At 41.1% G+C, this 14320-nt stretch carries 5 protein-coding genes, 4 tRNA genes and 4 rRNA genes; 2 read left to right on the top strand and 11 right to left on the bottom strand.

All coding sequences use genetic code 11. From position 1 onward, the window contains the following. Positions 1-135: 135 nt before the first annotated feature. The 11 genes from KIK00_RS18085 to folE form a co-directional block, all read right to left on the bottom strand. Positions 136-209 (bottom strand) — tRNA-Ala (locus tag KIK00_RS18085). Positions 210-292: 83 nt separating this feature from the next. Further along, positions 293-366 (bottom strand) — tRNA-Ile (locus KIK00_RS18080). A gap of 196 nt (positions 367-562) precedes the next feature. Next, positions 563-2079 (bottom strand): 16S ribosomal RNA (locus KIK00_RS18075). Positions 2080-3399: 1320 nt separating this feature from the next. After that, positions 3400-3507, bottom strand: a 5S ribosomal RNA gene (gene rrf / locus KIK00_RS18070). 154 nt (positions 3508-3661) lie between these two features. Next, positions 3662-6419 (bottom strand): 23S ribosomal RNA (locus KIK00_RS18065). 152 nt (positions 6420-6571) lie between these two features. Then, a tRNA-Ala gene (locus tag KIK00_RS18060) sits at positions 6572-6645 on the bottom strand. Between the two features lie 83 nt (positions 6646-6728). Further along, positions 6729-6802 (bottom strand) — tRNA-Ile (locus tag KIK00_RS18055). 197 nt (positions 6803-6999) lie between these two features. Then, positions 7000-8516, bottom strand: a 16S ribosomal RNA gene (locus tag KIK00_RS18050). The 16S, 23S and 5S rRNA genes sit together here with 4 tRNA genes alongside, the layout of an rRNA operon. 1037 nt (positions 8517-9553) lie before the next feature. Continuing rightward, the gene (gene cysS, locus KIK00_RS18045; protein WP_255813715.1) at positions 9554-11020 is read right to left on the bottom strand and encodes a cysteine--tRNA ligase; all 1467 of its coding nucleotides are present in this window, start codon (positions 11018-11020) and stop codon (positions 9554-9556) included. A 125-nt stretch (positions 11021-11145) separates the two neighbouring features. Further along, complete coding sequence (locus tag KIK00_RS18040; protein WP_255813713.1) at positions 11146-11577, bottom strand: DinB family protein; 432 nt, start codon at positions 11575-11577, stop codon at positions 11146-11148. 3 nt (positions 11578-11580) lie between these two features. After that, a complete protein-coding gene (folE, locus tag KIK00_RS18035) occupies positions 11581-12249 on the bottom strand; it encodes a GTP cyclohydrolase I FolE (protein WP_047376638.1) in 669 nt (222 codons plus the stop codon). A gap of 102 nt (positions 12250-12351) precedes the next feature. Here folE and KIK00_RS18030 point away from each other — a divergent pair, with 102 nt between their 5' ends. Both KIK00_RS18030 and KIK00_RS18025 read left to right on the top strand, forming a co-directional pair. Continuing rightward, entirely contained in the window at positions 12352-13503 is a 1152-nt protein-coding gene (locus KIK00_RS18030; protein ID WP_255813710.1) for a hypothetical protein, read from the top strand. A gap of 91 nt (positions 13504-13594) precedes the next feature. Then, complete coding sequence (locus KIK00_RS18025; protein ID WP_255813709.1) at positions 13595-14278, top strand: hypothetical protein; 684 nt, start codon at positions 13595-13597, stop codon at positions 14276-14278. The last annotated feature ends 42 nt before the right edge of the window (positions 14279-14320 follow it).

The following is a 14320-nucleotide window of genomic DNA, read 5'->3' as shown; positions in this document are numbered from 1 at the left end:
GCTTTATGCGCTCGGTTTTCTCTTTGTGATGTCTTTACCGTTAATGTCAATGATCTTAATGTCTTCTTGTTCAACTGATGAACAGATGTTGTTTTTGGCTCCATCCGTAACTTTTAAATCAGTCTTCCAAAACTGTGGAGAATAAGGGAGTCGAACCCTTGACCTCCTGCGTGCAAGGCAGGCGCTCTAGCCAGCTGAGCTAATTCCCCCTCTAGGTGCTGTTGGCGATTTGCTCCTTGCTGTTGGCTTTATTGCCTTCAGCTATAAGCTATTTGCCAGCCGCTTTAATTAGTAGTCTCGGGCAGGCTCGAACTGCCGACCTCTACATTATCAGTGTAGCGCTCTAACCAGCTGAGCTACGAGACTTTGTATGAGTAATGATCCATGAGTAATAAGTAATCCCTTTTCCTCTTCTGCATTTCTCAATCTCTTTCCCTTTACTAATTTCTAGTGGGTTTTGTATTGTTAATATAACCAACCAAACAAAAAACTAAAGCTTTACTTTAAGTAAGTACTTTGTACTTGCGTACTAATTTTGTTTATCGTCCCTAAAGACGCTCTAAAATGAGATGATCCAGCCGCACCTTCCGGTACGGCTACCTTGTTACGACTTAGCCCTAGTTACCTGTTTTACCCTAGGCAGCTCCTGTTACGGTCACCGACTTCAGGTACCCCAGACTTCCATGGCTTGACGGGCGGTGTGTACAAGGCCCGGGAACGTATTCACCGCGCCATGGCTGATGCGCGATTACTAGCGATTCCAGCTTCATAGAGTCGAGTTGCAGACTCCAATCCGAACTGAGACCGGCTTTCGAGATTTGCATCACTTCGCAGTGTAGCTGCCCTCTGTACCGGCCATTGTATTACGTGTGTGGCCCAAGGCGTAAGGGCCGTGATGATTTGACGTCATCCCCACCTTCCTCTCTACTTGCGTAGGCAGTCTCACTAGAGTCCCCAACTTAATGATGGCAACTAGTGACAGGGGTTGCGCTCGTTGCAGGACTTAACCTAACACCTCACGGCACGAGCTGACGACAACCATGCAGCACCTTGAAAAATGTCCGAAGAAAAGTCTATTTCTAAACCTGTCATTTCCCATTTAAGCCTTGGTAAGGTTCCTCGCGTATCATCGAATTAAACCACATAATCCACCGCTTGTGCGGGCCCCCGTCAATTCCTTTGAGTTTCATTCTTGCGAACGTACTCCCCAGGTGGCTAACTTATCACTTTCGCTTAGTCTCTGAACCCGAAAGCCCAAAAACGAGTTAGCATCGTTTACGGCGTGGACTACCAGGGTATCTAATCCTGTTCGCTCCCCACGCTTTCGTCCATCAGCGTCAGTTGTTGCTTAGTAACCTGCCTTCGCAATTGGTGTTCTAAGTAATATCTATGCATTTCACCGCTACACTACTTATTCCAGCTACTTCAACAACACTCAAGACATGCAGTATCAATGGCAGTTTCACAGTTAAGCTGTGAGATTTCACCACTGACTTACACATCCGCCTACGGACCCTTTAAACCCAATAAATCCGGATAACGCTTGCACCCTCCGTATTACCGCGGCTGCTGGCACGGAGTTAGCCGGTGCTTATTCGTATAGTACCTTCAGCTACCCTCACGAGGGTAGGTTTATCCCTATACAAAAGAAGTTTACAACCCATAGGGCCGTCGTCCTTCACGCGGGATGGCTGGATCAGGCTCTCACCCATTGTCCAATATTCCTCACTGCTGCCTCCCGTAGGAGTCTGGTCCGTGTCTCAGTACCAGTGTGGGGGATCACCCTCTCAGGCCCCCTAAAGATCGTAGACTTGGTGAGCCGTTACCTCACCAACTATCTAATCTTGCGCGTGCCCATCTCTATCCACCGGAGTTTTCAATATCAAATGATGCCATCTGATATATTATGGGGTATTAATCTCCCTTTCGAAAGGCTATCCCCCAGATAAAGGCAGGTTGCACACGTGTTCCGCACCCGTACGCCGCTCTCTAGATCCCGAAAGATCTATACCGCTCGGCTTGCATGTGTTAGGCCTCCCGCTAGCGTTCATCCTGAGCCAGGATCAAACTCTCCATTGTATGTTTGTCTGACTCACTCAAAGTTTTTTAACGCTTTAGTTTTTCCTTACTTGGTTGTTATATTGTATGTCAATGATCTTTATATCTTTCGCTTTGTAACGAAGCACTCTCTTCTGTCAGTGGCGCTCCGTATTTGCGAGTGCAAAAGTAAAACTTTATTTTGATTTGACCAAATGTTTCTGAAGAAAATTTTAAAGTTTTTTAAGTAACCTTAATCCTCTTCCAAAACCTCAATCTCTATACTCCTGCGCTCCCTGTAATTGGGACTGCAAAGATACAAACTCTTTTTAAACCCGCAACTCTTTTTGTGAAAAATTTTGAAGTTTTTTTACCCGTCTCTTCTTGAAGTATATCAATGTTTTATGCTTAGCTAAAAGCTCCTCTGCGCTACTGTTATACTCTCGTTTTTCAGTGGGGCAAAGATAGAAACTTAACTACACACCACGCAACTTTATTTAACATAAAAATATACAAAGTGGATAACTATTCCTATATCTATTTAGTATTCAAATAATTAATTATAATTTATACTTATCCACAATGAGTATTTATAAATGTATATCATTAAAATAAATACATAAGATTTAATTCTAATATACAAATCTCCAAAATGATGACTTGAAAAACATTAAGTAATTACGTTATATAGACACTTATTATAGCAATGTGCTTTTAATCCAACATCTCAAAACAGACAAAGATCTTATAGAATATAATTTAATATTGGAAATATATTAACCTATAAATCTATTGGGTGCTAAGATTCAAACGTGAAATTAATTAAAGATAGATTATATACATTATAGAACGTATAGAACGTACTAGCAACGCAGCAATTATAGCATGTACAGAATATAGATAAAAATTTATGTGAGTCCTATGAGAAGAGGTATAATGATCTGGATTTCAGGCTGCAAATGATCAACTTTGATTATTCTACATTTATGATATTCCATAGGTACGGGCTTTAGCCAAAACTTATGATTTGATGAGTTCTTAGAAAAGATAAAATACGGTTCCTGGATTGTATAGATATAGATTCGGAGTAAGAAGTTGGGGATAATAAACGGTAATAGTGACAGCAAAGAGGTATCAGCTAGTAAGATGAAGAATGGTTAATGAGAATGGATAATCAGTAACGGGCAATAATAGCGATCTATTTACATATTGATGATTGCTTATTATCTATTACTTATTGCTCATCATTTATCTGTAAGTTGGGCTGGGTTGGGTCGAACTGGGCTTAGCCGGATAGGTGGGGTTATACAACAAAAAAAAATCCTTTATCATAAGATAAAGGATTTTTAAAAATAAAATAAAAACTGGCGGCGGCCTACTCTCCCGCTTTCGCAGTACCATCGGCGCTGGTGGGCTTAACTTCTGTGTTCGGAATGGGAACAGGTGAGCCCCACCGCTAAAACCACCCTAAAGAAGGTATATAGCATCTGGCTTTTTGCTCATTGCTTTTGGCTTTTTGCCAATCGCTAACTGCTAGTTGCCAATTGCGTTTTTAAGCGATAAAACTTTCACAAAGACAAAACCTTCAATGCACATAAAGCACCTGGTTTATATAGTAACCATAGACTATAAATCTACGGGTAATTAGTACTACTCGGCTATGACATTACTGTCTTTACACCTGTAGCCTATCAACGTCGTCATCTCCAACGACCCTTAAAAGATGTCTCATCTTGAGGCGAGTTTCGCACTTATATGCTTTCAGTGCTTATCTCTTCCAAACGTAGCTACTCAGCGGTGCACCTGGCGGTACAACTGATACACCAGAGGTTTGTTCAATTCGGTCCTCTCGTACTAGAATCAAGCCCTCTCAAACATCTAACGCCCGCAATAGATAGAGACCGAACTGTCTCACGACGTTCTGAACCCAGCTCGCGTACCACTTTAATGGGCGAACAGCCCAACCCTTGGGACCTTCTCCAGCCCCAGGATGTGACGAGCCGACATCGAGGTGCCGAACCTCCCCGTCGATGTGAGCTCTTGGGGGAGACTAGCCTGTTATCCCCGGAGTACCTTTTATCCTATGAGCGATGGCCCTTCCATACGGAACCACCGGATCACTATGTCCTGCTTTCGCACCTGATCGACTTGTAGGTCTCACAGTCAAGCACCCTTATGCCATTACACTCTACGCACGGTTACCAAGCGTGCTGAGGGTACCTTTGAAAGCCTCCGTTACTCTTTTGGAGGCGACCACCCCAGTCAAACTACCCACCACGCAATGTCCTTCTAAAAGAAGTTAGGCTCCAAGTAAGTAAAGGGTGGTATTTCAACGTTGGCTCCACCTACACTAGCGTGCAAGCTTCAAAGCCTCCCACCTATCCTACACATTACTTACTCAAAGTCAATACGAAGTTATAGTAAAGGTTCACAGGGTCTTTTCGTCCCATTGCGGGTAATCGGCATCTTCACCGATACTACAATTTCACCGAGCTCGTGGCTGAGACAGTGCCCAGATCGTTACACCATTCGTGCAGGTCGGAACTTACCCGACAAGGAATTTCGCTACCTTAGGACCGTTATAGTTACGGCCGCCGTTTACTGGGGCTTCAGTTAATGCCTTCGGTTTAACCCTAAGCACCTTCCTTAACCTTCCAGCACCGGGCAGGTGTCAGACCCTATACAGCATCTTTCGATTTAGCAGAGTCCTGTGTTTTTGATAAACAGTCGCCTGGGCCTCTTCACTGCGGCCACCATTGCTGATGGCGTCTCTTCTTCCGAAGTTACGAGACTATTTTGCCTAGTTCCTTAGCCACGACTCACTCGAGCACCTTAGGATTCTCTCCTCGACCACCTGTGTCGGTTTTGGTACGGGTTGCTTCACTTCGGCTTTTCTTGGATCAGATTACACTACAGCAGCTTCGCCCGAAGGCTAGGCCTTGACTATTCCGTCAGTCTTTAGCAGCTACATCCAACCGTCCCCTTTTTAGTGTGAGCAAGTATGGGAATATTAACCCATTGTCCATCCACTACCCCTTTCGGGTTCGCGTTAGGTCCCGACTAACCCTCAGCTGATTAGCATGGCTGAGGAAGCCTTGGTCTTTCGGTGAGCAGGTTTCTCGCCTGCTTTATCGTTACTTATGCCTACATTTTCTTTTCTATCCGCTCCACAATACCTCACGATACTGCTTCGGCGCAAATAGAATGCTCTCCTACCAGATATATCTAAAATATAAATCCATAGCTTCGGTAATATGTTTATGCCCGATTATTATCCATGCCGGACCGCTCGACTAGTGAGCTGTTACGCACTCTTTAAATGAATGGCTGCTTCCAAGCCAACATCCTAGCTGTCAATGCAGTCCAACCGCGTTGTTTCAACTTAACATATATTTTGGGACCTTAGCTGTTGGTCTGGGTTCTTTCCCTCTCGGACATGGACCTTAGCACCCATGCCCTCACTGCCGTAGAACATTTATTAGCATTCGGAGTTTGTCAGGAATTGGTAGGCGATGAAACCCCCGCATCCAATCAGTAGCTCTACCTCTAATAAACTTATATACGACGCTGCACCTAAATGCATTTCGGAGAGTACGAGCTATCTCCCAGTTTGATTGGCCTTTCACCCCTACCCACAGGTCATCCGAAGACTTTTCAACGTCAACCGGTTCGGTCCTCCACTCTGTGTTACCAGAGCTTCAACCTGCCCATGGGTAGATCACAAGGTTTCGCGTCTAATCCTACTAACTATGCGCCCTATTCAGACTCGCTTTCGCTCCGGCTCCGGTACTTAATACCTTAACCTCGCTAGTAAAATTAACTCGTAGGCTCATTATGCAAAAGGCACGCCGTCACAGCTTAATGCTGCTCCGACCGCTTGTAGGCGTACGGTTTCAGGTTCTATTTCACCCTTCTATTCGAAGTGCTTTTCACCTTTCCTTCACAGTACTTGTTCACTATCGGTCTTTCAGGAGTATTTAGCCTTGGAGGATGGTCCCCCCATATTCAGACAGGATTTCACGTGTCCCGCCCTACTCATTTATCACTCAAATATGCCTTTCATATACGGGGCTATCACCCTCTACGGCCGTTCTTTCCAGAACATTCTATTAAACATATATCAGCTTTTGGGCTAATCCGCTTTCGCTCGCCACTACTTACGGAATCTCTTCGATTTCTTTTCCTCCGGGTACTTAGATGTTTCAGTTCTCCGGGTTTGCTTCCCCTAAGGGATGACTGGTCTTCAACCAGACGGGTTGCCCCATTCGGACATCTGCGGATCAATTCGTGTGTGCCAATCCCCGCAGCTTTTCGCAGCTTACCACGTCCTTCTTCGCCTCTGAAAGCCTAGGCATCCGCCATACGCCCTTAACGATTTCTTTCCTATTGGTTACTCAAGCGCTTTATGCGCTCGGTTTTCTCTTTGTGATGTCTTTACCGTTAATGTCAATGATCTTAATGTCTTCTTGTTCAACTGATGAACAGATGTTGTTTTTGGCTCCATCCGTAACTTTTAAATCAGTTTCCAAAACTGTGGAGAATAAGGGAGTCGAACCCTTGACCTCCTGCGTGCAAGGCAGGCGCTCTAGCCAGCTGAGCTAATTCCCCCTCTAGGTGCTGTTGGCGATTTGCTCCTTGCTGTTGGCTTTATTGCCTTCAGCTATAAGCTATTTGCCAGCCGCTTTAATTAGTAGTCTCGGGCAGGCTCGAACTGCCGACCTCTACATTATCAGTGTAGCGCTCTAACCAGCTGAGCTACGAGACTTTGTATGAGTAATGATCCATGAGTAATAAGTAATCCCTTTTCCTCTTCTGCATTTCTCAATCTCTTTCCCTTTACTAATTTCTAGTGGGTTTTGTATTGTTAATATAACCAACCAAACAAAAAAACTAAAGCTTTACTTTAAGTAAGTACTTTGTACTTGCGTACTAATTTTGTTTATCGTCCCTAAAGACGCTCTAAAATGAGATGTTCCAGCCGCACCTTCCGGTACGGCTACCTTGTTACGACTTAGCCCTAGTTACCTGTTTTACCCTAGGCAGCTCCTGTTACGGTCACCGACTTCAGGTACCCCAGACTTCCATGGCTTGACGGGCGGTGTGTACAAGGCCCGGGAACGTATTCACCGCGCCATGGCTGATGCGCGATTACTAGCGATTCCAGCTTCATAGAGTCGAGTTGCAGACTCCAATCCGAACTGAGACCGGCTTTCGAGATTTGCATCACTTCGCAGTGTAGCTGCCCTCTGTACCGGCCATTGTATTACGTGTGTGGCCCAAGGCGTAAGGGCCGTGATGATTTGACGTCATCCCCACCTTCCTCTCTACTTGCGTAGGCAGTCTCACTAGAGTCCCCAACTTAATGATGGCAACTAGTGACAGGGGTTGCGCTCGTTGCAGGACTTAACCTAACACCTCACGGCACGAGCTGACGACAACCATGCAGCACCTTGAAAAATGTCCGAAGAAAAGTCTATTTCTAAACCTGTCATTTCCCATTTAAGCCTTGGTAAGGTTCCTCGCGTATCATCGAATTAAACCACATAATCCACCGCTTGTGCGGGCCCCCGTCAATTCCTTTGAGTTTCATTCTTGCGAACGTACTCCCCAGGTGGCTAACTTATCACTTTCGCTTAGTCTCTGAACCCGAAAGCCCAAAAACGAGTTAGCATCGTTTACGGCGTGGACTACCAGGGTATCTAATCCTGTTCGCTCCCCACGCTTTCGTCCATCAGCGTCAGTTGTTGCTTAGTAACCTGCCTTCGCAATTGGTGTTCTAAGTAATATCTATGCATTTCACCGCTACACTACTTATTCCAGCTACTTCAACAACACTCAAGACATGCAGTATCAATGGCAGTTTCACAGTTAAGCTGTGAGATTTCACCACTGACTTACACATCCGCCTACGGACCCTTTAAACCCAATAAATCCGGATAACGCTTGCACCCTCCGTATTACCGCGGCTGCTGGCACGGAGTTAGCCGGTGCTTATTCGTATAGTACCTTCAGCTACCCTCACGAGGGTAGGTTTATCCCTATACAAAAGAAGTTTACAACCCATAGGGCCGTCGTCCTTCACGCGGGATGGCTGGATCAGGCTCTCACCCATTGTCCAATATTCCTCACTGCTGCCTCCCGTAGGAGTCTGGTCCGTGTCTCAGTACCAGTGTGGGGGATCACCCTCTCAGGCCCCCTAAAGATCGTAGACTTGGTGAGCCGTTACCTCACCAACTATCTAATCTTGCGCGTGCCCATCTCTATCCACCGGAGTTTTCAATATCAAATGATGCCATCTGATATATTATGGGGTATTAATCTCCCTTTCGAAAGGCTATCCCCCAGATAAAGGCAGGTTGCACACGTGTTCCGCACCCGTACGCCGCTCTCTAGATCCCGAAAGATCTATACCGCTCGGCTTGCATGTGTTAGGCCTCCCGCTAGCGTTCATCCTGAGCCAGGATCAAACTCTCCATTGTATGTTTGTCTGACTCACTCAAAGTTTTTTAACGCTTTAGTTTTTCCTTACTTGGTTGTTATATTGTATGTCAATGATCTTTATATCTTTCGCTTTGTAACGAAGCACTCTCTTCTGTCAGTGGCGCTCCGTATTTGCGAGTGCAAAAGTAAAACTTTATTTTGATTTGACCAAATGTTTCTGAAGAAAATTTTAAAGTTTTTTAAGTAACCTTAATCCTCTTCCAAAACCTCAATCTCTATACTCCTGCGCTCCCTGTAATTGGGACTGCAAAGATACAAACTCTTTTTAAACCCGCAACTCTTTTTGTGAAAAATTTTGAAGTTTTTTTACCCGTCTCTTCTTGAAGTATATCAATGTTTTATGCTTAGCTAAAAGCTCCTCTGCGCTACTGTTATACTCTCGTTTTTCAGTGGGGCAAAGATAACAACTTATAACAACACAAAACAATTTTATTTAACATAAATTTTACCTTTATGTAATATTAAGCCCTAATCAACTGGAACGCAGTGAGAAAAATTTTAAACATTTGTTTGGACAGAGGGAGGGATGCGGGAGAGGCATGGAGAATGGGTAATGAAAGGTATACATATATATAATAGCTAATGCTGTTTTAAAACAAACATGCTTTATATAAGTTGGGGATAATGTTCCTTCTATTGAATAGAATGAACCCGGTATTTTGTAATCTGATCCTCATAACACGAACCCTGGATCATCATTCATAACTTATCATTCATAATTGGTCTCATACCCTAGCCCTGATAGAAATGATTACCCCGCAGCAGAGGTTAGAGAGATGATGCATGAAGTGCGGGAGAGCAAAGGCGCGAGGAGTAAAAATGAATAGCAGGATTAAGCTCCTTATAAAAGTTAGAGGGTTTGAAGGTGGAAGGATCAAAGAGTTTGGATAAGTGAGGGACTAAGGGAAGAGGTATGAAATTCTTATGTATTTTCTTAAGGGAATAAAAAAGACATTCCGTAAGAATCCTAAGTGTGGGACTCCTACGGAATGGTTTATAAAACGAAGTTATATTTTTAGTTCAGAACGTATGATGTTCCGTCTCTTCCATCTTTTAATTCGATTCCTTCTGCAAGCAGCTTGTCTCTGATCTGATCTGAAAGGTCAAAATTTTTGGATTTTCTTGCCTGATTTCTCAATTCGATCAAAACTTTTAGTGTCTGATCCAGCTTTTCATTGTTGTTTTCTTCTACAGTCTGCAATCCTAAAACATCAAAGATAAAGGCATTAAGTGTAGATTTTAAATCTTCAAGATCTGCAGTTGAAATTGTTTCTTTACCATCGTTTAAGGCAAAGATGTATTTCACAGCTTCAAACAGGTGAGCAATCAGAATTGGTGAATTGAAATCATCCGTCAAAGCTTCATATGCTTTATCTTTCCATTCTTTCAGACTGAAACCAGATGTTTTTGTATCATCAGGGGTAATTGAATTCAGTACTTTCACTGCTTCCATCAGTCTGATGAATCCTTTTTCACTGGCAATCATGGCATCGTTTGAAATATCCAGCACACTTCTGTAATGTGCCTGCAGGAAGCAGAAACGTACAATTGAAGGGTGGAAAGGTTTTTCAAAGAAGTCATTATCTCCGGTAACCAATTGCATTGGAAGGATATAGTTTCCTGTAGATTTGCTCATACGCTGAGAATTCATTGTCAACATATTGGCATGCATCCAGTAATTTACTGGCGCTGCATCATTGCAAGCTTTTCCTTGTGCTATTTCACATTCGTGGTGAGGGAATTTAAGGTCCATCCCTCCTCCATGGATATCGAAGGTTTCACCCAAATACTTTGTACTCATTGCAGTACATTCAAGGTGCCATCCCGGGAAACCTTCTCCCCACGGAGAGTTCCATCTCATGATGTGAGCCGGCGATGCTTTTTTCCACAATGCAAAATCCTGTGGGTTTTTCTTTTCTCCCTGCCCGTCAAGGTCTCTAGTATTGGCAAACAGTTCTTCTATATTACGTTTTGAAAGTTCTCCATAGTTCAATCCTCTTTTGTTGTATTCTAATACATCGAAGTATACTGAACCGTTGCTTTCGTAAGCAAAGCCTCTTTCAATGAGTTTTTGAGTCAACTCGATCTGTTCTACAATATGTCCTGTTGCTGTAGGTTCGATATTGGGTGGCAAAAGATTGAACATATCCAATACTTTGTGGAAATCTACTGTATATTTCTGTACAATTTCCATAGGCTCCAGTTTTTCAAGCCTGGTCTGCTTTACGAATCTGTCATTATCTACATTTCCATCATCTGTAAGGTGGCCCGCATCAGTAATATTTCTCACATATCTTACTTTATACCCCAAATGCATTAAGGTACGGTAGATAAAATCGAAGGAAAGGAAGGTTCTTACATTCCCTAAATGCACATTGCTGTACACGGTAGGTCCGCAGACATACATACCGACATTTCCGTCTAAAATAGGTTTGAATATTTCTTTTTCCGCTGTAAGGGAGTTATATATTTTTAATTGCATTTATTTTTAAGTTAAAAGATTCAATAATTTTAAAGATTCAAAAATTAGTTAAAAAATAATTCTGTCACAACAAATAATTGTTGTGATAAAAATTTTATCTGAAACTTTTTTAAATTTTATCATAATTAAATCGCTTTTAAATGATGCTGTAAATGATCTACATAATCATTAATAATAAACTCCAATGTAAAAACCTGAGGTTCCGTTTTGGTTGTATCACAAGTTCTCTGTAATGCTTCATCAGGGATATTTTCTACTACATGAACAATCTGGTAGTTCAAAGACTTCCACAGATCAATAAGATCCGAAGTAGGAACATTCTGATAGTTCTGAGCTTTTACCCAGATATTCTGATCATATACGATATTCTCGTTCTCTTTATATTGAGTGACAACAAATCTACGAATATTTGTAAAAGCGCTGTCACAAAGATGTCCTATAATTTCTTTTTTGGACCATTTTTCCGGAGAGCTTCTATATGACCATTCTTCTTCAGGGATGTTTTGAAATCTCTGAAGTTCGTTATCAATAATGTTTTTAAGGATTTGGTAGTTCATTGTTTAATAATCAAGTTTTGCGTGGCTTCCTACATAATGTAAGAATTCCTGTCTTGTAATAGGATTCGTTCTGAAAATACCACTTAATTCTGCGGTAATTGTAGAACTTGCAGTATCTTTTATTCCTCTGCAGTTGACACAAAGGTGTTTTGCATCAATGATACAAGCTACGTCTTTTGTTCCTAGAGCTTCTTTCAAAGCATCTACAATCTGCATCGTAAGTCTTTCCTGAACCTGTGGTCTTTTCGCATAATAATCAACAATTCTATTGATTTTTGAAAGGCCGATTACTTCTCCATTGGAAATATAAGCTACATGGGCTCTTCCTATGATAGGTAAGAAGTGGTGTTCACAGAAAGAATATACTGTAATATCCTTCTCCACAAGCATCTGACGATATTTGTATTTATTGGAGAAAGTGGAAATTCCTGGTTTATTTTCAGGAAGAAGTCCTCCGAAAATCTCGTTCACATACATTTTGGCAACACGTCTGGGAGAATCTTTCAGAGAATCATCTGTCATGTCCATTCCTAACGTTTCCATAATCTCACCAAAAAGCTCAGTAATTTTTTCTATTTTTTCCTGTGGCGATTTATCAAAAGCATCTTTCCTTATAGGCGTATGTTCTTTTCCAGTGAAAATATCATCGTCGTTATCAGTAAAATCAACCATTTTTATTTAATTTGCAGCAAAAATACGGATAATATCTATTTCTCTATTTCAAATAAGGTGAAAAACATTATCTTTTATAGCCATTTCTGATTAAAAACGCCTATGATAATTGTCGAAGAAGTACAAAACCGACTCCATAAAAGGGAATTTCTTGAATTCCCGGCACAACTTTATCAACGTGACAAAAATTATATACGCCCTTTAGATAAGCATATTGAGGAAATTTTTGAGCCTGAAAAGAATAAATTCTTTAAAAACGGTGAGTGTAAAAGATTCTTATTTAAAAAGAATCACAAAACGGTTGGTAAAGTAGCTGTTTTCATTAACCATTATTATGAGCAAAAGCAACCTACGGGAGGAATTGGTTTTTTCGACTGTATTAATGATCAGGAAACGGCCAATTTTATTTTTGACCATTGTAAAAACTGGCTTCAGGAAAAAGGAATGGAGGCTATGGATGGTCCTATCAATTTTGGGGAACGGGACAAATTCTGGGGACTTTTAATTGAAGGCTTTATTGAGCCTTTGTTTGGAATGAATTATAACTTCCCTTACTACAAAGAACTTTTTGAAAATTATGGGTTTCAGGTTTATTTTGAGCAGCTTTGTTTTACCAGACCTGTTTTTGCTGAAGTTTCGCGAATCTTCACAATTGCCCATGAAAAAAACAGAAGAAACCCTGCAATTTCAGCCCTACCTATGAAAAAGAATAATCTGGCCAAGTTTGCAAAAGATTTTACTGAAGTTTATAATAAGGCATGGGCTTGCCACGGGGAAGGAAAACATCTGGAAGAAATAAAGGTTCTGAAAATGTTCAATACCATGAAACCTATTATCAATGAACATATCTCCTGGTTTGTATATGAAAATGAAAAACCTATTGCCATGTGGATCAACATTCCGGACCTCAACCCGTGGTTTAAATATCTGAATGGAAAGTTCGGACTTTTTGAAAAACTCAAGTTCTTGTTTTTAAAACGATTTAAGAAGAATGAGAAAATGGTAGGGCTTGTTTTTGGTGTAGTTCCGGAATGGCAAAAGAAAGGTATTGATGGATATATGATTTGGGAAGGAACCCAGCATTTGAGAAAACATACAGATTTTAAGATTACAGAACTACAATGGATTGGTGATTTTAATCCTAAAATGATTAAGATTGCTGAAACTCTGGATACCACAGTAACGCGAAAGCTGGCTACGTACCGATATCTGTTTGACAGAAATAAAGAGTTTGAGAGACATCCCTATTTATAATTAAAGATCAATTATTTCTTTTCATTTAATTTAGTTGAATAGTTGTATTTTTGAAAGTAAATTTTTAGTAAACTAAATAAAACCATATACAATGAGAAAAATCATTATAAGTATCTTATTAGTATCATTCATTCCTCTTTCTGCACAGCAGATGACTACATTGAGTTATGATGGATCACGATTACTGAACCATACGTTTTATCAGAATGGAGATTCAACCGGTAAAGGAATCAGCTATGATGACATACAGGGTACTCCGTACTATGATAAAGCATTTTCACCTGCTAAATTTATTGTTGCTGATAGAGCTGAAACTGCTGTAGCACGTTATAATATGTACTTTGATGAAGTAGAGTTCAAGAAAGATGAAGAAACGTATTCTTTAGTTCCAGACAGCCCTTTTACAAGAATTGAATTTACAAGAACAAAAGAAGTATTGGTAAAACTTGATACTGGTGATGATCTAAAGGGATACTTTTTTGAACTTGTAGGTGGTAAAAATACACTTTATAAAAAAGTAAAAACAGAGTTTAAGAATGCTTTTACCGCCCGAAATTCATATGAAATGGATAGACCGGCGAGCTTTAATGCACTGGATCCTGTTTACTATATCAAAACAGAATCAGGATATATTAAAAATCCAAAGAAAATAAAAGAGATAACAGAAGCTTTTCCGGCGAAAAAAGATGATATTGAAAAATTCGTAAAATCAAATAACATTAAAATAAATAAAGAAGCAGACCTCATCAAACTGGTTAAGTTCTTAAATCAGTAAAAAATAAACCCCTGTGAAAATTCACAGGGGTTCCTTCATTTT

Origin of the sequence: Chryseobacterium sp. MA9 (assembly GCF_024399315.1) — a bacterium.
In the GTDB taxonomy this organism is placed as follows: domain Bacteria; phylum Bacteroidota; class Bacteroidia; order Flavobacteriales; family Weeksellaceae; genus Chryseobacterium.
The sequence above is the reverse complement of the archived record's forward strand: the minus strand, read 5'-3'. Positions and strand labels throughout refer to the sequence as shown.

Excerpts from the sequence above, each read along its gene's own strand:
- cysS (WP_255813715.1), bottom strand. The coding sequence starts at position 11,020 with ATGCAATTAAAAATATATAACTCCCTTACAGCGGAAAAAGAAATATTC.
- KIK00_RS18040 (WP_255813713.1), bottom strand. The coding sequence starts at position 11,577 with ATGAACTACCAAATCCTTAAAAACATTATTGATAACGAACTTCAGAGA.
- folE (WP_047376638.1), bottom strand. The coding sequence starts at position 12,249 with ATGGTTGATTTTACTGATAACGACGATGATATTTTCACTGGAAAAGAA.
- KIK00_RS18030 (WP_255813710.1), top strand. The coding sequence starts at position 12,352 with ATGATAATTGTCGAAGAAGTACAAAACCGACTCCATAAAAGGGAATTT.
- KIK00_RS18025 (WP_255813709.1), top strand. The coding sequence starts at position 13,595 with ATGAGAAAAATCATTATAAGTATCTTATTAGTATCATTCATTCCTCTT.